This is a genomic window from Pseudomonas sp. LPB0260 (assembly GCF_013388395.1).
In genome coordinates this window covers 68667-89274 of record NZ_CP058247.1, presented here as the reverse complement: position 1 = coordinate 89274, position 20608 = coordinate 68667, and the positions used below count along the sequence as shown (strand labels likewise).

General features: G+C 64.8%; 12 protein-coding genes and 1 pseudogene. 8 read left to right on the top strand and 5 right to left on the bottom strand.

Going from position 1 to position 20608, the window contains the following annotated elements; translation table 11 throughout:
• Window positions 1–428: 428 nt before the first annotated feature.
• Window positions 429–1304 carry a response regulator transcription factor gene (locus LPB260_RS00355; RefSeq protein ID WP_208706675.1) on the top strand — a complete coding sequence of 292 codons (876 nt, stop codon included), beginning with the start codon at window positions 429–431 and terminating at the stop codon, window positions 1302–1304.
• A 46-nt stretch (window positions 1305–1350) separates the two neighbouring features.
• Here the strand turns inward: LPB260_RS00355 and ligA are convergent, their stop codons facing one another.
• The 4 genes from ligA to LPB260_RS00335 form a co-directional block, all read right to left on the bottom strand.
• Window positions 1351–3753 (bottom strand): NAD-dependent DNA ligase LigA, encoded by a 2403-nt coding sequence (ligA, locus tag LPB260_RS00350; protein ID WP_208706674.1) that lies wholly within the window; start codon window positions 3751–3753, stop codon window positions 1351–1353.
• Window positions 3754–3815: 62 nt separating this feature from the next.
• Entirely contained in the window at window positions 3816–4643 is an 828-nt protein-coding gene (zipA, locus tag LPB260_RS00345; RefSeq protein WP_208706673.1) for a cell division protein ZipA, read from the bottom strand.
• A 256-nt stretch (window positions 4644–4899) separates the two neighbouring features.
• On the bottom strand, window positions 4900–8388 hold the full coding sequence (gene smc / locus LPB260_RS00340; protein WP_208706672.1) for a chromosome segregation protein SMC: 3489 nt from the start codon (window positions 8386–8388) through the stop codon (window positions 4900–4902).
• A 3-nt stretch (window positions 8389–8391) separates the two neighbouring features.
• Entirely contained in the window at window positions 8392–9051 is a 660-nt protein-coding gene (locus tag LPB260_RS00335; protein ID WP_208706671.1) for a GntR family transcriptional regulator, read from the bottom strand.
• Window positions 9052–9449: 398 nt separating this feature from the next.
• Here LPB260_RS00335 and xdhA point away from each other — a divergent pair, with 398 nt between their 5' ends.
• The 4 genes from xdhA to guaD all read left to right on the top strand — a co-directional run bounded on the left by xdhA (window position 9450) and on the right by guaD (window position 15782).
• Complete coding sequence (xdhA, locus tag LPB260_RS00330; protein WP_208706670.1) at window positions 9450–10889, top strand: xanthine dehydrogenase small subunit; 1440 nt, start codon at window positions 9450–9452, stop codon at window positions 10887–10889.
• Window positions 10882–13278: a xanthine dehydrogenase molybdopterin binding subunit gene (gene xdhB / locus LPB260_RS00325; RefSeq protein WP_208706669.1), complete on the top strand. Its 2397-nt coding sequence runs from the start codon at window positions 10882–10884 to the stop codon at window positions 13276–13278. The genes xdhA and xdhB overlap by 8 nt, the downstream gene beginning before the upstream one ends.
• Before the next feature lie 298 nt (window positions 13279–13576).
• Window positions 13577–14410, top strand: coding sequence for a xanthine dehydrogenase accessory protein XdhC (xdhC, locus tag LPB260_RS00320; protein WP_208706668.1), 834 nt, complete (start codon window positions 13577–13579; stop codon window positions 14408–14410).
• Between the two features lie 67 nt (window positions 14411–14477).
• Window positions 14478–15782, top strand: a complete 1305-nt coding sequence (gene guaD, locus LPB260_RS00315; RefSeq protein WP_208706667.1) for a guanine deaminase — start codon at window positions 14478–14480, stop codon at window positions 15780–15782.
• Window positions 15783–15860: 78 nt separating this feature from the next.
• Here the strand turns inward: guaD and LPB260_RS00310 are convergent, their stop codons facing one another.
• On the bottom strand, window positions 15861–16628 hold the full coding sequence (locus LPB260_RS00310; RefSeq protein ID WP_208706666.1) for a GntR family transcriptional regulator: 768 nt from the start codon (window positions 16626–16628) through the stop codon (window positions 15861–15863).
• Between the two features lie 635 nt (window positions 16629–17263).
• On the opposite strand from LPB260_RS00310, the gene LPB260_RS00305 reads away from it, so the two are divergent.
• From LPB260_RS00305 to LPB260_RS29200, 3 genes and pseudogenes are all read left to right on the top strand, one after another.
• Window positions 17264–18613: an NCS2 family permease gene (locus LPB260_RS00305; RefSeq protein WP_208706665.1), complete on the top strand. Its 1350-nt coding sequence runs from the start codon at window positions 17264–17266 to the stop codon at window positions 18611–18613.
• Between the two features lie 69 nt (window positions 18614–18682).
• Entirely contained in the window at window positions 18683–19309 is a 627-nt protein-coding gene (locus tag LPB260_RS00300; RefSeq protein ID WP_208706664.1) for a LysE family translocator, read from the top strand.
• A 168-nt stretch (window positions 19310–19477) separates the two neighbouring features.
• Window positions 19478–20569 (top strand): annotated as a pseudogene (locus LPB260_RS29200) (cache domain-containing protein); the annotation flags it as partial.
• Between the last annotated feature and the right edge of the window lie 39 nt (window positions 20570–20608).

Below are 20608 nucleotides of genomic sequence, written 5' to 3'. Positions count from 1 at the left end.
CCCACCTCACTAGAAAGTTGATCTTCCAGGAAACGGCGGCACTTTTTTGCCCCGCCTGTTTGCAACCCTAGTCAGGCAGCTAATTTGCAGTTAGGAGATTTTTGCTAATCCCTAGGACATTTTTGCGCGGGTTGCGCAACGCTCTTCTATTTCTGTCGACTGCCAGCTTGCCTGGCGGAGGAACGGCGCAAACGAAGAAACACGCTTTAGATGATTGCGAAACTGATTCGCATGCGACGGACGGCAATAGGTTATTAGCAGGCCGCGACCAGCAGCAAAGCCGCGCCAAACAACGATGCAGTCGTCAATTAGATTTAAGAGGAATATAAGAATGAACTATTTATTATGTTTTGATCTTTACAGTACTGGCATACTGACAATACTTCAGCAGAAGTACGCAAGAAAATTTCAGGCGCAGAGCTAAGAAAATGATGTCTAACTCGGCGACAAAACCACTGCTGTTATGGCTCGATCTGACTCATGACCGATCGGTTGAGGAGCTTATCGACCAGTTTCGTGCTGCCTGCGAGTGCCGCCTGGCGAAGTCCGCCAGCCTGTCCGAGCGGGCCAGCGAACAGCAGCCGGACATGATCTGCATGCACTTCGACCATCCCGATGCCCTGGGCCTGAACCTGCTGCTGGAGGTCAAGCGCAGCGTGCCGTCGATCCCCATCACCATGTTCACCGTGCAGCACTCGGAAGAGCTGGCCGTATGGGCGATGCGTTCGCGCGTCTGGGAATACATGGTGCTGCCCCTTACCTCAGCGGAGAAGAACCGCTACCTGCGCTCCCTGGCCCAGCTTTGCGAGGCTCGCCGTGGCGCCAATGGCCGTACCAGGAAGCCATCGGTAGAGCGCTACCCGACCTTTCCGGACAGCATCCGCCTGACCGCCAAGCACCAGAAGCACCAGGCGCTGAACCAGGTGCTGCAGCATATCGATCAACATTTCCGCGAAAGCATCGACCAGAAGGACCTGGCGCAACGCTGTGGCATGACGCCCTTCCGCTTCAGCCGCCTGTTCAAGGAAGTCATCGGCATGGGCTTTATGGACTACATCCTCAACAAGCGCATGGACCTGGCCAAGGAGCTGCTCGATAACAGCCAGATGCCCATTACCAGCATCGGCTACGAGGCCGGCTTCAAGGACCCCTCCTACTTCGCCCGGGCCTTCAAACAGGCCAATGGCTGCACGCCCAGCGAGTATCGCCAGGCGGCCCATCCCCACAAGGTCGAAGATGAAGTGGAGCTGGACGAGACCACCGCCGCCGCCTTGGAAAGTCTGATTCCCGGAATCCGCGCCTGAACCTGGCCAGGGCGAAACGCCCCGGCGCACTGCTTATTCCCAGCCATCATTGCCCGCCGGCATACTCCTCGAGCAGCGTCAAGAACGCCTGCTCGTCCATGACCCTGAGCCCGAGCTCGCTGGCCTTGGCCAGCTTCGAGCCGGCGCCGGGCCCCGCGACCACGCAACTGGTCTTGGCCGACACCGAACCGGCCACCTTGGCGCCCAGGCTCTCCAGCTTCTCCTTGGCCACATCGCGGCTCATGACTTCCAGGGTGCCAGTCAGCACCCAGGTCTGTCCCGCCAGGGGCAGTCCTGCGACGCTCTTGCGCTCGCTCTGCCAGTGCATGCCGAATTCGCGCAACTGGGCTTCGATCGCCCGGGCGTGCTCGACATTGGCCGGTACCGCGAAGTATTCGCGCAGCGCCTGCTTGGCCTTCTCGTTGAGGCCCTTCATCACGCTCAGTTCCAGCCAGTCCTGGCTCAGGGCGATCACCCCATCGAGACTGCCAGCCTTCTCGGCCAGTTTCTTCGCCCCGGTAGCGGCGATGCCGGCGATATTCAGTTTGTCGATGAACCCGTCCAGGGTCGCGCAGGCGGCGAACTCGGCGCTTAGCCCACCCTCCTCCTGCGGCGCCACACCCCGGGCCAGCAGATCGCGGATAACCTGCTGGTTGTGGCTGTCGTCGAAGAAGTTGCGGATCTCGTGGGCGACCTCCAAGCCGACATCCGGCAGGTAGGTCAGCACCTCGGGCAGCGCCTGCTGAATGCGCTCCAGCGATCCGAGGGCGCGGGCCAGCAGCTTGGCGGTCTCCTCGCCGACATCGGGAATGCCCAGGGCATAGACGAAGCGCGCCAGGCTCGGCGCGCGACTGTCGGCGATGGCCGCCAGCAGGTTGTTGCTCGACAGCTCGGCGAAGCCTTCCAGGCCGACGATCTGCTCGAACGACAGGTTGTACAGGTCGGCCGGTGAGCGCACCAGACCCTCGTCCACCAGCTGCTCGACGCTCTTCTCGCCGAGGCCCTCGATATCCATGGCGCGGCGCGAGACGAAATGGATGATCGCCTGCTTGAGCTGGGCGCCACAGGCCAGGCGCCCGACGCAGCGGTACACCGAGCCTTCGCTGACGGTCTCACGCCCCTTGCTGCGCTTGATCAGCTGAGTGCGCTCGACCTGGGAGCCGCAGACCGGGCACTGCGCCGGAACCTGCACCGGTTGCGCGCCGGCCGGACGGCGCTCGGCCACCACCTGCACCACCTGCGGGATCACATCGCCAGCGCGGCGGATGATCACCGTATCGCCGACCATCACCCCCAGGCGCGCCACCTCATCCATGTTGTGCAAGGTGGCGTTGGACACGGTGACGCCGGCCACCTTCACCGGCTTCAGCCGCGCCACCGGGGTGACCGCGCCGGTGCGCCCGACCTGGAACTCGACGGCGAGCAGCTCGGTCAGCTCCTCCATCGCCGGGAATTTATGCGCGATAGCCCAGCGTGGCTCGCGAGCACGGAAGCCCAGCTCGCGCTGGTAGGCCAGGCTGTTGACCTTGAACACCACGCCGTCGATTTCATAGGGCAGCGACTCGCGGCGTTCGCCGATATCGCGGTAGTAGTCCAGGCACTGCTGCGCGCCCCTGGCCAGTTTCAGCTCGCGGCTGATCGGCAGGCCCCAGCCCTTCAGCGCCTCGAGAATGCCGATATGGGTCTGCGCCAGCTCCCCCTCGACCCGGCCGACGCCGTAGGCGCACAGCTCCAGCGGGCGGCTGGCGGTGATCTTCGGGTCGAGCTGGCGCAGGCTGCCCGCCGCGGCGTTGCGCGGGTTGGCGAAGGTCTTGCCGCCACTTTCCAGCTGGCGCGCGTTAAGCGCCTCGAAGCCGGCCTTGGACATGAACACCTCGCCGCGCACCTCCAGCACCGCGGGCCAGCCGCTGCCGTGCAGGCGCAGCGGGATGTTGCGCACGGTGCGCACGTTGACGCTGATGTCCTCGCCGGTGCTGCCGTCGCCGCGGGTGGCGCCGCGCACCAGCAGGCCGTTCTCGTACAGCAGGCTGACGGCCAGGCCATCGAGCTTGGGCTCGCAGCTGTACTCGATGTCCACGCCGCCACCGAACAGGTCCCCGGTATGCTCGCCGGCCGGCAAGTCCAGGCCCTCACGCACGCGGCGGTCGAAGTCGAGCAGGTCGGCTTCCTCGAAGGCGTTGCCGAGACTGAGCATCGGCACCTCGTGCCTGACCTCGCCGAAGGCGCTCAGCGCCAGGCTGCCGACCCGCTGCGTCGGCGAATCAGGCGTGACCAGCTGCGGATGCTCGCTCTCCAGGGCCTTGAGCTGATGGTAAAGGCGGTCGTACTCGGCGTCCGGAATGCTCGGCTCGTCGAGCACGTGGTAGCGGTAGTTGTGCTCATCCAGTTCGCTGCGCAACTGGGCGATGCGTTCGGCGGCACTCTTGGCGGATGGGGTGGTGTCGGTCATGGATTCATCTCTCAAACGAAAAGAGCAGCCTGGGCTGCTCTTCTTCGCGAAACCATTGGTACTTAGCGTTTGCTGGTCAACTGCTTGCGCTCGAACTCGACGATGCGCTGGCGGTAATGCTCGATGGTCTGCGAGGTCATCACGCTGCGCTGGTCGTCCTTAAGTTCGCCGTTCAGCTCATGGGCCAGCTTGCGCGCGGCGGCGACCATCACGTCGAACGCCTGTTTCGGGTGACGCGGCCCCGGCAGGCCGAGGAAGAAGCTCACCGCGCGGGTGCTGAAGCCCTCGATATCGTCCAGGTCGAACGTGCCCGGCTTGAGCGCGTTGGCCATGGAGAACAGCACCTCGCCGTTGCCGGCCATGCTCTCGTGGCGATGAAAGATGTCCATTTCGCCGAAACGCAGGCCGCTCTCGAGAATGTTCTGCAGCAGGGCCGGCCCCTTGAAGCCCTCGCCATCGCGGGCCACCACGTTGATCACCAGCACCTCTTCCACCGCGGCCGGCTCTTTGGCCACCGCTTTCTTGGCGCCGTTATGAGTTTCGGCGGCGTCCTGTTCGACCGGATTGAGCAGGGTCGGAACCGGTTCCTCCAGCCCCAGGTTCAGGTCGCCCTGGCGTGGCTCGGCGGAGCGGCGGCGATTCGACTCGCGGGCGCTCATGGCCGGCAGATCGTGCTCGTCCAGGGAAGGCTCCTGGTGGCGCTCGACCACGCGCGGCGGGCCGAGCAGGTCGGGATCGCCATCGTCATCCACGCCACCGACCAGGCTCCGATCGAGCTTGAACTTCAACTTGCCCTTGCCACCGCGCATGCGTCGCCAGCCATCGAACAAGATGCCAGCGATGACGATGATACCGATGACGATCAGCCACTCGCGCAGACCGAATTCCATGAAATACCCTGACCCCTAATGAATTTGCGATGAATAAAGGGCATCCGGCCCTTACTTCGATGACCTTAAACGTGGCGCCAACTCCATGTTCTGACAGGCGTTTTCCACGAACAATAAAAGTGCGCATTAAGCTAGCACGACGAAAGGCAACTTTACACAGCCAGAAGGCCGTTATAAACGCCCTCAGCCCATGCCGGCACTGCATTTCACCCCTGTGACCGACGGTATCGACCCTGACTGGCGAGTACCGGCTTAATCAGGCGTCCACCATGGCCAGCGCCTCCTCCACATCCACCGCGACCAGGCGCGAGCAGCCCGGCTCGTGCATGGTGACGCCCATCAGTTGATCGGCCATTTCCATGGCGATCTTGTTGTGGGTGATATAGATGAACTGCACTTTCTCCGACATTTCCTTGACCAGGCGGGCGTAGCGTCCGACGTTGGCGTCGTCCAGCGGTGCATCCACCTCGTCGAGCATGCAGAACGGCGCCGGGTTGAGCTGGAAGATCGCGAACACCAGGGCCAGCGCGGTCAGCGCCTTCTCGCCCCCCGACAGCAGGTGAATGGTGCTGTTCTTCTTGCCCGGCGGCCGCGCCATGATGGTCACACCGGTATCCAGCAGGTCGTCCCCAGTGAGCTCCAGGTAGGCGTTGCCGCCACCGAACACCTTGGGGAACAGCGCCTGCAGGCCGCCATTGATCTGATCGAAGGTCTCCTTGAAGCGGTTGCGGGTTTCCTTGTCGATCTTACGAATGACGTTCTCCAGGGTGTCCAGCGCCTCCACCAGGTCGGCGTCCTGGGCGTCCAGATAGCGCTTGCGCTCGGACTGCTGCTGGTACTCGTCGATGGCCGCCAGGTTGATCGGCCCCAGACGCTGGATGCGCGCCGCCAGCCGTTCGAGTTCTTCCTCCCAGGCCTGCTCGCTGGCCTCCGGCGGCAGGCTGGCGAGCACACCATGCAGGTCGTACTGGTCTTCGGCCAATTGATCCTGCAGGGCCTTGCGGCGCACGTTCAGCGACTGCCACTCCATCCGCTGCTGCTCGAGCTGGCCGCGCAGCAGCTGCGACTGTTGCTCGGCCTGGCTGCGGCGCTTCTCGGCATCACGCAACTCGCGGTCGGCGTCTTCCAAGGCCAGGCGGGCGTGCTTGAGCTCTTCCTCCACGCCCATGCGCCTGTCGAGCAGCTCCTCGAGCTTCAGGCGCAGTTCCTCCAGCGGCGCCTCGCCCTCCTCCAGGTTGAGGCTGAGCTGCTCGCGCTTCTCATGCAGGCGCTCGGCCTGCAACTCCAGGCGTTCCAGGGCCTGACGGGTGGAGTCGTGCTGGGCCCGCAGCGAACCGAGGCGCACCGCCAACTGGTGGGCGTGATCCTTGTGCGCCCTCGCCTCCTGACGCACGCGATCGAGTCGCTCGCGCAGGGCATCGCGACTGGCCAGCAGGCCCTCGCGCTGCTCGTTGTCCAGGGCCATGGCCTCCAGGGCCTCCTGCAACTGCAGGCGCGCCTCGCCCAGCTGCTCCTGCTCCAGCTCGCGCTGTTCGGCCTGCTCGGCCTGCTCGCCATCGAGTCGACGCCGACGCAGGGTCAACTGCTCGGCCTTGGCCTGGCTGGCGGACAGCCGCGCCTTCAGCTCGCCAAGGGTGCGGGTGCGGTCCTGCAACTGGCGGCGCTGCTGCTCGCGCTGCTCCTCCTGCTGGCGCTGCGCCGCGCGCAGGCCCTGCAGGCGCTCGTCGAGCAGCTCCAGGGCCGCTTCGCGCTCTTCGCGCTCCAATGCCAGGCGCTCCAGCTCCTGGCCGCGGGCCAGCACCCCGCTGTCCGCCTCGCCTGCGCGGCGCACTCGCAGAAAATGCCGCGCGACCCAATAACCGTCGCGACTGATCAGGCTTTCGCCCTCGCCCAGCGCCGCGCGGCCGGCCAGGGCCTCCTCGAGGGACTCCACCGGACGCACCCGAGCCAGCCAGGGCGCCAGGTCGACGCTCGCCTCGACCTTGTCCAGCAGGCTGCCGGCAGTCCTTGGTGCGCCAGCGCCCGGACTGAGCAGGCGCAGCTCGCCCTGACTCAGGCCGGTGAAATCCAGCCCCTCGAAATCGTCCAGCAGCACGGCCTGCAGGTCAGCGCCGAGCACGGTCTCCACCGCCAGCTCCCAGCCTGCCTCGACCCGCAGCCCCTCGGCCAGTCGCGGACGCTCGCTCAACTGCTGCTCGCGCAACCATTCGCCGGCGCCCTGCCCCGGGTCGAGCGCCGCCTGCTGCAAGGCCTCCAGCGAGGCCAGGCGACCATTCAGGCGTTGCAACTCGCCCTGGGCCTGCTGCTGCGCCTGGCCGGCTTGCAGCAGTTCGTCGCGCAGCTGCTGCAGGCGCTCGGCCAGTTGCTGTTCGTCAGCCTGCAGCTGCTCCTGATCCAGCTCGGCGGCGCCGATCTGCTCGCCCAACTCCATAATCGCCGCATCTTCCGGATCGGCGGCCAGCTGCTGCAGCTCCTCGGCCAGGCGCCGCTGGCGTTCGGCCAGACGCTCAAGGCTCTGTTCCAGCTGCTGGATGCGCGACTGTTGTACCTCGGCCTGGCGGCGTGGCTCGGCGCTGCGCTGGTTGAAGCCATCCCACTGCTCCTGCCAGCCATGCATGGCGCTCTCGGCCTCCTCCAGCGCGGCGGCGGCTTCCTCGGCGGCGGCGGCGGTCAGCTCCTGTTCCGGCTCGAGCATCGCCAGCTCTTCGCCCAGGGTGGCCAGCAGGGTGCGGTCGTGGCCCAGGTGCGATTCGGTTTCCTGGCGTGCCCGCTCGGCCTCGCGCAGGTCGTCCTGCAACTGGCGCAGGCGCTGCTGGCCGTGCTGGATGCTCTGCTCGACCCGGGCGATATCGCCGCCGACCGAGTAGAAGCGCCCCTGCACCAGATTGAAGCGTTCGCTCAACTCATGGTGACCGTCACGCAGCCGTTCGATGCTGGCGTCGGCGTTGCGCTGCTCGGCCACCAGCGCTTCGAAGCTGACCTCCTGGCTGCCGATCACTGCCTCGCGCTGGCCGACCTGCTCGTTCAAGGCCTGCCAGCGCAGAGCCGTGAGCTGGGCCTTGAGCTGGCGCTCCTCGCCCTTGTATTGCTGATACTTCTCCGCGGCCTGGGCCTGGCGATGCAGGCGCTCGAGCTGGCGCTCCAGCTCCTCGCGCAGGTCGGTCAGGCGCGCCAGGTTCTCGTGGGTGCGGCGAATGCGGTTCTCGGTCTCGCGGCGGCGCTCCTTGTATTTGGAGATGCCGGCGGCCTCCTCGATGAAGTTGCGCAGCTCCTCGGGCTTGGCCTCGATCAGCTTGGAGATCATGCCCTGCTCGATGATCGAATAGCTGCGCGGCCCCAGACCGGTGCCGAGGAAGATATCGGTGATGTCGCGGCGCCGGCACTTGGTGCCGTTGAGGAAGTAGGTGTTCTGGCTGTCGCGGGTCACCCGGCGGCGGATGGAAATCTCGTTGTAGCCGGCGTATTCGCCGACCAGGGTGCCATCCGAGTTGTCGAAGATCAGCTCGATGCTGGCCTGGGTCACCGGCTTGCGCGTGTTGGAGCCGTTGAAGATGACGTCGGTCATCGATTCGCCGCGCAGGTTCTTCGCCGAGCTTTCACCCATCACCCAGCGCACCGCATCGATGATATTGGACTTGCCGCAGCCGTTGGGGCCCACCACCGCCGCCATGTTGCTCGGGAAGCTGACCGTGGTCGGATCGACGAACGACTTGAAGCCCGCCAGCTTGATGCATTTCAGGCGCATGGCTCAGCGCTCTCCCAGGGTCGCCAGGACCAACTGGCAGTTGTGCTCGCCGTAGCGGACCAGCAGCTCCCGGGCACGCGCATGATCGCGCTCGCTGATCGCCTGCAGCAGCTGGGCGAAGGTCTCCAGGTACTGGGTCATCTCGCCCCTGCGCCGTTCCAGCACCAGATGATAGGTGCGGCTGATCGCCGGCAGCAGATTCTCCACGGTTTCCTGCAGGTAGGGATTGTCCGCGAACGGATAGGCCGCACGCATTACGTCGAAACTTTGCTCGACGAAGGCGTCGATATCCTCGCGCTGCTGGCTGTCCAGCAGGCGCTGCTGAATGGCCACGAAGGGGGCCAGGTCCGCTTTCACACGCCAGCCATCGGCCACTGCGCGGGCCAGCAGGGCGTACAGCTCGATGACCAGGGCATAGAGGCTCACCACCCTGTGCGGAGTCAGCTCGCTGACCTGGGCGCCGCGGCGCGGCAGAATCACCACCAGGTGACGACGCTCGAGAATCAACAAGGCCTCGCGCACCGAGCCGCGACTGACGTTGAGCGACTGCGTGACCTTTTGCTCCTGAATGCGCTCGTTCGCCTGCATTTCACCGCGAATGATGCGTTCTGCCAGGTATTGGGCGATCTGCTCGGCGAGGCTGTCCGGTGCCTTGAACGTCATGATTTTCCTTAGGCTCTGTTGACCTATTGGGACAGGCGGCATTGTGGCTGCGGGCCCGCTCGACAGGCGCTGGTCTGGCGGGCGCGGGGCGCGAGTGTAACACAGGGTGTTACCGGGCCAACGGCAGCACCGGCAAGCATTTCAGGCCCCTCAGACGCTTCTGGAGTCGCCTATCCTGCGGCGTATGTATGGGCGTGAGACGTCCCTGGCAGGCTCATAACCGAATTGCATGACGAACATCTGACCAGAGGGTCAAATATTTGTTGACCCAAAAGTCAGAAAACTCTAGATTTGCTCCATGACAGGCGGGGCGAGAACGCCGGAAAAGCCGCACCACCGCTTCTTCTCCGCCGCTACGAGCCGCTCGTAAAGAACAATAAAATGCCTGGAGGTCGCCCTTGATCCAGTTTTTACTCAACCGGGAGCTGCGCAGCGAGCAGCGACTCGATCCCAACCTCACAGTGCTCAACTACCTGCGTGAGCACGTCGGCAAACCCGGCACCAAGGAGGGCTGCGCCTCGGGCGACTGCGGCGCCTGCACCGTGGTGGTCGGTGAACTGGATGGCGATCGCGTACGCTACCGCACCCTCAACTCCTGCCTGACCTTCGTCGCCTCGCTGCACGGCAAGCAGCTGATCACCGTCGAGGACCTCAAGCACCAGGGCAAGCTGCATAGCGTGCAGCTGGCCATGGTCGACTGCCACGGTTCGCAGTGCGGTTTCTGCACGCCTGGCTTCGTCATGTCGCTGTTCGCCCTGCAGAAGCAGGCAGATGGCTTCGACAAGGGCGCCACCCTGGAAGCCCTGGCAGGCAATCTTTGCCGCTGCACGGGCTACCGGCCAATCATCGACGCCGCCGAGCAGGCCTGTTGCCAGAAGCAGCCCGATCAGTTCGACGCCTTCGAAGCCGAGACTGTCGCCCAGTTGCAAGCCATCGCCCCACGGCAAACCGCCGAGTTGAACAGCGGCGACAAGCGCTGCCTGCTGCCACTGAACGTGGCCGACCTGGCCGACCTCTATGTCGCCAATCCCGAGGCTCGCCTGCTCGCCGGCGGCACCGACCTGGCCCTGGAAGTGACCCAGTTCCACCGCGAGCTGCCGGTGATGATCTACGTCGGCCACATCGAAGCCATGAAGCGGGTGGAAATCACCGACGACAGCATCGAGATCGGCGCCGCCACTGCGCTGACCGACTGCTACGCGGCGCTGGCCCGCGAATATCCGGACTTCGGCGAGTTGCTGCATCGCTTCGCCTCCCTGCAGATCCGCAACCAAGGCACCCTGGGTGGCAATATCGGCAACGCCTCGCCGATCGGCGACGCCCCGCCGTTGCTGATCGCCCTCGGCGCGCAGATTGTCCTGCGTCAGGGCAACAGCACCCGCACCCTGGCCCTGGAAGACTATTTCCTCGACTACAAGGTGACCGCCCGCCAGGAGGCCGAGTTCATCGAGAAGATCATCGTGCCGCGCGCCCAGGCCAACCAGGCGTTCCGCGCCTACAAGGTGTCCAAGCGCCTGGACGACGACATCTCGGCGGTGTGCGCCGCCTTCAACCTGCGGGTCGAGGATGGCGTGGTGAAAGGGGCCCGCATCGCCTTCGGCGGCATGGCGGCGATTCCCAAGCGCGCCGCCGCCTGCGAGGCCGCCCTGACCGGATCGGCCTGGTACCCCGGCGTGATCGAGCGAGCCTGCGCCGCCCTGGCCGAGGACTTCACCCCGCTCAGCGACTTCCGCGCCAGCAAGGAATACCGCCTGCTCACCGCGCAGAACCTGCTGCGTAAATTCTTCCTCGAGCTGCAAGCTCCCGAAGTCGAAACCCGGGTGACCGCCTATGTCTAACCATCACAAAACCCCGAAGACCCAGGCCGAACTGGCAGAACTGTTCCGCGCCGACATCACCACCGGCGTCGGCCGCAGCGTCAAGCACGAGAGCGCGGACAAACACGTGTCCGGCGAGGCGGTGTATGTCGACGACCGCCTGGAGTTCCCCAACCAGCTGCACGTCTATGCCCGCATGAGCGAACGTGCCCACGCGCGCATCGTCAGCATCGACACCTCGCCCTGCTACGCGATACCGGGCGTGGCCATCGCCATCACCAGCCAGGACGTACCGGGCCAGCTGGACATCGGCCCGGTGGTGGCCGGCGATCCGCTGCTGGCCGACGGCAAGGTCGAGTACGTCGGCCAGGTGGTGGTCGCGGTCGGCGCCGACAGCCTGGAAAACGCACGCAAGGCGGCCATGGCGGCGGTCATCGAATACGAAGACCTGGAGCCGGTGCTGGATGTCGAGGACGCCCTGCGCAAGAAGCACTTCGTCCTCGACAGCCACCAGCACCGCATCGGCGACTCGGCCGCCGCGCTGTCCACGGCCCCGCACCGCCTGCAGGGCAGGCTGCACATCGGCGGCCAGGAGCACTTCTACCTGGAGACGCAGATCTCCTCGGTGATGCCCACCGAAGATGGCGGCATGATCGTCTACACCTCGACGCAGAACGCCACCGAGGTGCAGAAACTGGTCGCCGAGGTCCTCGGCGTGCCCATGCACAAGATCGTCATCGACATGCGCCGCATGGGTGGCGGTTTCGGCGGCAAGGAGACCCAGGCCGCCGGGCCTGCCTGCCTCTGCGCGGTCATCGCCCACCTCACCGGCCGGCCGACCAAGATGCGCCTGCCGCGCATGGAGGACATGAGCATCACCGGCAAGCGCCACCCCTTCTACGTCGAGTACGACGTCGGCTTTGACGACGACGGCCTGCTGCACGGCATCCAGATGGAGCTGGCCGGCAACTGCGGCTATTCGCCGGACCTGTCCGGCTCGATCGTCGACCGCGCAATGTTCCACTCCGATAACGCCTACTTCCTCGGCAACGCCACCATCAACGGCCATCGCTGCAAGACCAACACCGCCTCGAATACCGCCTACCGCGGCTTCGGCGGCCCCCAGGGCATGGTCGCCATCGAGCAGGTCATGGACCACATCGCCCGCACCCTCGGCAAGGACCCGCTGGAGGTGCGCAAGCTCAACTACTACGGCAAGCACGAGCGCAACGTCACCCATTACCACCAGACCGTCGAGCACAACCTGCTCGCCGAGATGACCGCCGAGCTCGAGGCCAGCAGCGAATACGCCAAGCGCCGCGAGGCCATCCGCGCCTTCAATGCCAAGAGCCCGGTATTGAAGAAGGGCCTGGCGCTGACCCCGGTCAAGTTCGGCATCAGCTTCACCGCCACCTTCCTCAACCAGGCCGGCGCGCTGATCCACATCTACACCGACGGCAGCATCCACCTCAACCATGGCGGCACCGAGATGGGCCAGGGACTCAATACCAAGGTCGCCCAGGTGGTGGCCGAGGTGTTCCAGGTCGACATCTCGCGCATCCAGATCACCGCGACCAACACCGACAAGGTGCCCAACACCTCGCCGACCGCCGCCAGCAGCGGCGCCGACCTCAACGGCAAGGCCGCGCAGAACGCCGCCGAGATCATCAAGCAGCGACTGGTGGACTTCCTCGTGCGCGAGTACCGGGTCACCCCGGAGGACGTCGAGTTCCGCAACAGCCAGGTGCGGGTGCGTGAGCTGTTCCTGTCGTTCGAGGAGCTGGTGCAGAAGGCCTACTTCGCCCAGGTGTCGCTCTCCAGCACCGGTTTCTACCGCACGCCGAAGATCTATTACGACCGCGACAAGGCCGCCGGCCGGCCGTTCTACTACTTCGCCTACGGCGCGGCGTGCGCCGAGGTGATAGTCGACACCCTGACCGGCGAGTACAAGATGCTGCGCACCGACATCCTGCACGACGTCGGCGCCTCCCTGAACCCGGCCATCGACATCGGCCAGGTCGAGGGCGCCTTCGTCCAGGGCATGGGCTGGCTGACCATGGAGGAGCTGGTGTGGAACGCCAAGGGCAAGCTGATGACCAACGGCCCGGCCAGCTACAAGATCCCGGCCATCGCCGACATGCCGCTCGACCTGCGGGTCAAGCTGGTGGAGAACCGCAAGAACCCGGAAGACACGGTGTTCCACTCCAAGGCCGTGGGCGAGCCGCCGTTCATGCTCGGCATCGCCGTGTGGTGCGCGATCAAGGATGCGGTGGCCAGCCTCGCCGACTATCGCGTGCAGCCGGCGATCGACGCCCCGGCCACCCCGGAGCGCGTACTCTGGGGCGTGGAGCAGATGAAGAAACTGCAGCAGCCGGCCAAGGCCGCGGCTGCAGAGGTCGAACCGGCGTAACGCCATCCACCTTGGTGGATGTGCTGCGCGACACCCACCCTACGGGCCGCTCCGTAGGGTGGAAAACCGCGAAGCGTTTTCCACCAGAACCGTAGCCCGGATGAAATCCGGGGAAACCCTCTCCCGGATTGCATCCGGGCTACGTACCGAACGAATACAGGTGTAGAACAATGACAAAACACACCGAGCCGAATAGCCAACCGCCTCGGCCGGCGCCGGTTCCACTGCTGGAACCCTCGCTGAGCAACTGGCGCCTGCCGCGGCCGGGACAATTGCCACCGACCTGGAGGCTGAGCAAATGAGCTGGATCAGTGCCCTGGCTGAACTGCAGGAAAAAGGCGAACCCTGCGTACTGGTGACCATCATCGAGGAGCGCGGCTCGACGCCGCGCAATGCCGGCTCGAAGATGGTGGTCACCGCCGAACGCATCTTCGAGACCATCGGCGGCGGCCACCTGGAATACAAGGCCATGGAACTGGCCCGCGAGATGCTCGCAAGCCGCAGCCAGGATACCCGCCTGGAGCGTTTCAGCCTCGGCGCCAGCCTCGGTCAGTGCTGCGGCGGCGCCACCGTGCTGCTGTTCGAACCCATGGGCCAGCCACAGGCGCAGATCGCCGTGTTCGGCGCCGGCCATGTCGGCCGCGCCCTGGTCCCGCTGCTCGCCAGCCTGCCCTGCAAGGTGCGCTGGATCGACTCGCGCGAGAACGAGTTTCCCGCGCAGATTCCCGCCGGCGTGGAGAAAGTGGTCAACGACGAGGTGGTCGATGAAGTGGCGGCCATGCCCGCCGGTAGCTACTACATCGTCATGACCCACAACCACCAGCTGGACCTGGAACTGACTGCCGCCATCCTCAAGCGCAACGACTTCGCCTACTACGGGCTGATCGGCTCCAAGAGCAAGCGCGGCAAGTTCGAACACCGCCTGCGCGAGCGTGGCTTCGCCGCCGAAGTGGTCCAGCGCATGCGCTGCCCGATGGGCCTGGCGGAGGTCAAGGGCAAGCTTCCGGCGGAGATCGCCGTGTCCATCGCCGGCGAGGTAATCGCCACCTACAACGCCGCCTTTGGCCAGGACGTGAAGAAAGGCGAGTCGAGCATCGCCAGGCTGTTACCCGCCTCACGCCGCTCCCAGTAGGGCGCGCCCGATACCCCATTGAGCTTGGTGCGCCTGGCGCACCCCATGCATGATCGAGATGTATTAGATGACTAGCACTATCAAAGCCTACCGCGCCGCCATCCTGCACAGCATTGCCGACCCGGCCGTGGTCGGCGTGGAACACTCCTATGAATATTTCGAAGATGGCCTGCTGGTCGTCGAGGACGGCCAGGTGGCGCAGCTCGGCCACGCCACCGAGCTACTGGCCAAACTCAAGGGCGTGGAGGTCGTCGAGTACCGCGATGCGCTGATCACCCCCGGCTTCATCGACACCCATATCCATTACCCGCAGACCGGCATGATCGCCTCCTACGGCGAGCAGTTGCTGGACTGGCTCAACACCTACACCTTCCCCACCGAGCGGCAGTTCGCCGACAAGGCTCATGCCGGCGACGTGGCCGGGATATTCCTCAAGGAGCTGCTGCGCAACGGCACCACCACCGCCCTGGTGTTCGGCAGCGTGCACAAGCAGTCGGTGGATGCGTTCTTCGAGGCGGCCCAGGCGCTCAACCTGCGGATGATCGCCGGCAAGGTGCTGATGGATCGCAACGCCCCGGACTACCTGACCGACACGCCGGAATCCGGCTATGCCGACAGCAAGGAGCTGATCGAGCGCTGGCACGGCAAGGGCCGCCTGCACTACGCGGTGACCCCGCGCTTCGCCCCGACCAGCACGCCTGAGCAGCTGGCGCTGGCCGGCAAGCTGTATCGCGAATACCCGGGTCTTTACATGCACACCCACCTGTCCGAGAACCGCAAGGAAATCGAATGGGTCAAGGAGCTGTTTCCCGAGCGCAAGGGCTACCTGGATGTGTACGACCACTACCAGCTGATTGGCGCACGCTCGGTGTTCGCCCATGGCGTGCACCTGTGCGACGAGGAATGCAAGCGCCTGGCCGAGACCGGCTCGGCGGTGGCCTTCTGCCCCACCTCCAACCTGTTCCTCGGCAGCGGCCTGCTCGATCTGCAGGCCCTGGAACAGCACGGCGTGCGCGTCGGCCTGGGCACCGATGTCGGCGCCGGCACCAGCTTCAGCCAGCTGCAGTCGTTGAGCGAGGCCTACAAGGTGATGCAGTTGCAGGGCAAGAAGCTCGATCCGTTCAAGTCGCTGTACCTGGCCACCCTCGGCGGCGCCAATGCCCTGTACCTGGACGACAAGATCGGTAACTTCGAGAGCGGCAAGGACGCCGACTTCGTGGTGCTCGACTATCAAGCCACGCCGCTGATCGCCTACCGCATGCAGCAGGCCACGAGCCTGGCCGAGAAGCTGTTCGCCCTGACCATTCTCGGCGACGACCGCGCGGTCAAGGAAACCTTCGCCGCCGGCCAGTCGGTGCATCGGCGCGACTGATCCGCCGCTCCTGGCTTAACGACCGACCATAGAAAAGCCCCGCGGCTCACACCGCGGGGCCTTCTGGCGGATCGTCAATCAGCGGTTGGCGCCGTTGCGCCCCGGCTTCTTCTTGGTCTGCAGTACATGGGAGAACACCGTGTGCAGATCGTCCGAGGCGCTGTCCTCGTCGAGGTTGAGCTTGCTGTCGATGTGGTCCATGTGATGCATCATCAGGGTCACGGCCTTGGCCGCATCCCCTGCCTCGATGGCATCGATCAGCTGGTTGTGCTCGTCGTAGGAGCAGTGCGAACGACTGCCGCTCTCGTATTGGGCGATGATCAACGAAGTCTGCGACACCAGGCTGCGCTGGAAGCTGATCAACGGGGCGTTCTTCGCCGCCTCGGCCAGCTTCAGATGGAACTCGCCGGACAGGCGAATGCCGGCGCCGCGGTCGCCCCTGGCGAAGCTCGCATGTTCATCCACAACCATCTGGCGCAACTCGGCCAACTGTTCGGGGGTGGCGTGCTGTACCGCCAGTTCGGTGATGGCGCGCTCGACCATGCGCCGGGCATAGAAGATCTGCCTGGCTTCCTCGACGCTGGGGCTGGCCACCACCGCACCGCGATTCGGACGCAACAGCACCACGCCCTCGTGAGCCAGGCGCGATAAGGCACGACGGATGATGGTGCGGCTGACGCCGAATATCTCGCCCAGGGCCTCCTCGCTCAACTTGGTGCCGGGTGCCAGCCGCTGCTCGAGGATGGCATCGAAGATATGGGCGTATACGACGTCGTCCTGAGTCCCGCTGCGGCTGCTCTTGCCTGCACGCGGCTGCTTCTTAAGGGGCTGCAATTGTTCGTTCATGCTGACTCGCGTCTAGAGGGTCGACCGGTTACCGGGAACTCTACTGCGTTTTACCCCACATCTGGCAAGCAAGAGTGGGGCATGACGCAAAGAATACAGTGCGGGCATTGTACACAATTTAACCACTCGCTGCAGCAATCCCCTCGCTGGCCAGCGACGGCGGGCGCCTGCGTTATCGCCCACCCAGGGAGCATCGGCAGGCGCCGTCCCGGATTCGGCTAAATCCATTTCGTATAAAAATTGTTTTCCTCATAAAGATTAAATGGCAAATCCAGCGCCATGGCCCGCGGCACAAATCAGATGCGGCCGTCCACCGATCCCGTTGGCGGAGTCGCTTTTAATCGCTATCTAACTGTTTTTACTGACTTTATAGACCATACCACGGCCGCATGATTGCCGATCCCCCTCGCTTTCCCCGCGCGCTGCCGCCATGGGCAGGGCTCGCGCACCAGGGAAAACATTATTTGCTTTTTTTGTATACAAACGCATAATCGCGACAGGGTGACTTCCTGACCGCTCGGTCAACAACTTAGCCAGCGAGCACCCTCAAACGAACCACCAGCCTCAGAGAGTCGAAGCCTGCCGCGGCCATGACTCTGGGTGGAACACAACAAGAGAAATGAGGAGTACCTGCTGTGGAAAGCGCCAAACAAGAACAACTTGCGACTCACACCCAAGGAACGGCAGATGCCGGACTGCTCGACCGCTTCTTCAAGCTGACCGAGCATCGCACCAGCATCAGGACCGAACTGCTGGCCGGACTGACGACCTTCGTCACCATGGCCTACATCATCTTCGTCAACCCCAACATCATGGCCAATGCCGGCGTCGACCACGGTGCCGCCTTCGTCGCCACCTGCATCGGCGCGGCCCTCGGCTGCTTCCTCATGGGCCTGTACGCCAACTGGCCGGTCGGCCTGGCGCCGGGCATGGGGCTCAATGCCTTCTTCACCTACACCGTGGTCGGCGAGATGGGCTACAGCTGGCAGGTTGCGCTGGGGGCGGTATTCATCTCCGGCATCCTGTTCATGATCATGAGCCTGTCGCGCATCCGTGAGTGGCTGCTCAACAGCATTCCGATGAGCCTGCGCTTCGCCATGGGCGCCGGGGTTGGCCTGTTCCTCGGCCTGATCGGCCTGAAGACCGCCGGCATAGTGGTCGACAGCCCCGCCACCCTGCTGACCATGGGCTCCTTCGGCGAGCCGTCGGCCCTGCTGGCGGCGACCTGCTTCCTGCTGATTGCCGTGCTCAGCCATCGCAACGTGTTCGGCGCCATTCTCTTCAGCATGCTCGGCGTCACCGCCATCGGCTGGGCCCTGGGCCTGGTCGAATACAACGGCCTGGTATCGCTGCCGCCGAGCCTGGCGCCGACCTTCCTGGCCATGGACATCGCCGGCGCCTTCAACGTGGCCATGGTCAGCGTGATCCTGGCGTTCCTCTTCGTGAACATGTTCGACACCGCCGGCACCCTGATGGGCGTCGCCCACCGCGCCAACCTGGTGGACGAAGACGGCAAGATCCAGAACCTGTCCAAGGCCCTCAAGGCCGACAGTACCTCCAGCGTGATCGGCTCCATGGTCGGTTGCCCGCCTGTTACCAGCTACGTGGAAAGCGCCTCGGGCGTGGCCGCCGGCGGTCGCACCGGCCTCACCGCCGTCACCGTCGGTGTGCTGTTTCTCGCGGCGATGTTCTTCGCCCCGTTGGCCGGGATGATTCCGGCCTACGCCACCGCCGGCGCGCTGATCTATGTGGCGATGCTGATGATGAGCGGCATGGCGCATATCGACTGGGAAGACCTCACCGACACCATCCCGGCCATCGTCACCGTGGTGATGATGCCGCTGACCTTCTCCATCGCCAACGGCATCGCCCTGGGCTTTTTGACCTATGCCACGCTGAAGCTGCTGACCGGCCAGCGCGACAAGGTCTCCGTCAGCCTCTATGTGCTGTGCATCATCTTTATCGCCAAGTTCGCCTTCCTGTAAGGTTGGCCTTAGCCCTACCCGGCCCCGGCGCTCACGCGCTGGGGCTTTTCCGCATCTGGAGTGAAGTGCATGAGCCTGGAGACCTGGCTGCTGTTCAGCAGCGCCGCGCTGATCGTGATCCTGATCCCTGGGCCCTTGTCCCTGTTGATGGTCAGCAACAGCCTGAACTACGGCCTGCGTCGTTCCCTGCCGGCATTTCTCGGCGGAGTTTCGGCCTCGATCTGCCTGCTCAGCGCCTCGGCCCTGGGCCTGGGCGCCCTGCTGCTGGCCTCGGAACAACTGTTCAGCCTGCTCAAGCTGATCGGCGCGCTGTACCTGTTCTATCTCGCCTGGCAGAGCTGGCAGCAGTCGCGCCAGGCCGCCAAGCCGGTGAAGGCCGAGGAGCAGGCGGTCAACCCCGGCTTCAGGAGCATGTTCTGGAAGGCCTTCGGCCTCGGCGCCAGCAACCCCAAGGACATCCTGTTCTTCGCCGCCTTCCTGCCGCAGTTCATCAGCGCCGACCAGCCGCTCCTCAGCCAATTGCTGGTGCTGATCCTCACCTGGGCGGCCCTGGATCTGGGCTGCAAGCTGTTCTACGGCCTCAGCGCCCACGGCGCGGCGCGCTACCTGCGCTCGGGCAAGGGCCAGGTGTGGTTCAACCGGGTCAGCGCCGGTCTGTTCGCCAGCGCCGGCACCGCGTCCCTGCTGAGTCGCTGATCGCGCCGGGCGCTCGGCCCGGCGCGGGGTGGCCCCGCGCTTCTGCGGCGCAGATGCCTAGGCGCGACACTTAGCGCGCGCTTGCGACAATAACGGTCGTATTCGGTAAAGCTCCCTGTTGTCCAGCCGACAGAATAGGAGCCGCCTACAACCGTCCGGGGACCTCCGATGAACATAAAACAAAAACTCACCTGGGCCTTTGCGATCATCGCCTGCGTGCCGATCATGCTGGTCGCCATCCTGGTGGTGCTCAACCTGCGCAGCGATGCCCGCGACGAGTTCGTCGACAGCAGCTCCCGCGAGATCCGCCAGGTCGAAAACGCCATGCAGCTGTTCTTCGACGGCATCAGCCAGAACGTCGACTACCTGGCCAAGCATCCGCTGGTCACCGGGGTGAACGGCAACCTGAAGAAGTACATGGACGCCAATGCCGCCCAGGCGCCGCTGGGTGAATACGGCGAGAAACTGCTGGCGCTGTTCGCCGACGTCGCCGCCAGCCACCCGGCCTACGCCTATGTCACCACCGCGACCATCGACGGCGGCTACGTCAGCTGGCCCAACGACGTGGGCCTGAGCAACTACGACCCGCGCCCACGCCCCTGGTATCAGGCCGGCATCAACGCCCAGGGCAAGACCGTGCGCACCGACGCCTACTACTGGGCCAATGACAACGCGACCCTGGTGGCCAGCGTGCGCAGCGTGGCCAACGGCCTGGGCAACCCGGGCGGGGTGCTCAGCATCGACGTATCGCTCAACCAGCTGACCGATATCGTCAAGGGCATCAAGCTGGGCGAAAGCGGCTACCTGATGCTGATGGAGAACAACGGCACCGTGCTGGTCGACCCGAGCCAGCCCGAGCACAACTTCAAGAAGCTCGGCGAGCTGGGCGGCGGCTATGCCGAGCTGGCCAAGGCCGGCCAGGGTCTGGCCGAAGTCGAACTCGACGGCGTGCGCTACATGGCCAACGTCTGGTCCTCGGACCGCCTGGGCTGGCGCTTCATCGGCCTGATCCGCCAGGACGACGTGATGAGCAGCGTGACCCAGCTGACCTGGATCATCATCGGCATGGCCGCACTGCTGGCCCTGCTGTTCGCCTTCGTCGGCGCCAGCTTCGCCAGCCTGATCGTCAGCCCGATCCGCGCCGTGGCCAACGGCCTGGAAGGCATCGCCCAGGGCGAGGGCGACCTGACCCACTCGCTGACGGTGCGCGGCCAGGACGAAACAGCGCAGCTGGCCGGCTGGTTCAACCAGTTCCTCGCCAGCATTCGCCAACTGATCCTCAGCATCGGCCAGGCGGCC

Coding starts and splice junctions, on each gene's coding strand:
- LPB260_RS00335 (WP_208706671.1), bottom strand. CDS start 9,051: ATGACGTTCAAGGCACCGGACAGCCTCGCCGAGCAGATCGCCCAATAC.
- LPB260_RS00355 (WP_208706675.1), top strand. CDS start 429: ATGATGTCTAACTCGGCGACAAAACCACTGCTGTTATGGCTCGATCTG.
- guaD (WP_208706667.1), top strand. CDS start 14,478: ATGACTAGCACTATCAAAGCCTACCGCGCCGCCATCCTGCACAGCATT.
- ligA (WP_208706674.1), bottom strand. CDS start 3,753: ATGACCGACACCACCCCATCCGCCAAGAGTGCCGCCGAACGCATCGCC.
- xdhC (WP_208706668.1), top strand. CDS start 13,577: ATGAGCTGGATCAGTGCCCTGGCTGAACTGCAGGAAAAAGGCGAACCC.
- LPB260_RS00300 (WP_208706664.1), top strand. CDS start 18,683: ATGAGCCTGGAGACCTGGCTGCTGTTCAGCAGCGCCGCGCTGATCGTG.
- LPB260_RS00310 (WP_208706666.1), bottom strand. CDS start 16,628: ATGAACGAACAATTGCAGCCCCTTAAGAAGCAGCCGCGTGCAGGCAAG.
- xdhB (WP_208706669.1), top strand. CDS start 10,882: ATGTCTAACCATCACAAAACCCCGAAGACCCAGGCCGAACTGGCAGAA.
- smc (WP_208706672.1), bottom strand. CDS start 8,388: ATGCGCCTGAAATGCATCAAGCTGGCGGGCTTCAAGTCGTTCGTCGAT.
- zipA (WP_208706673.1), bottom strand. CDS start 4,643: ATGGAATTCGGTCTGCGCGAGTGGCTGATCGTCATCGGTATCATCGTC.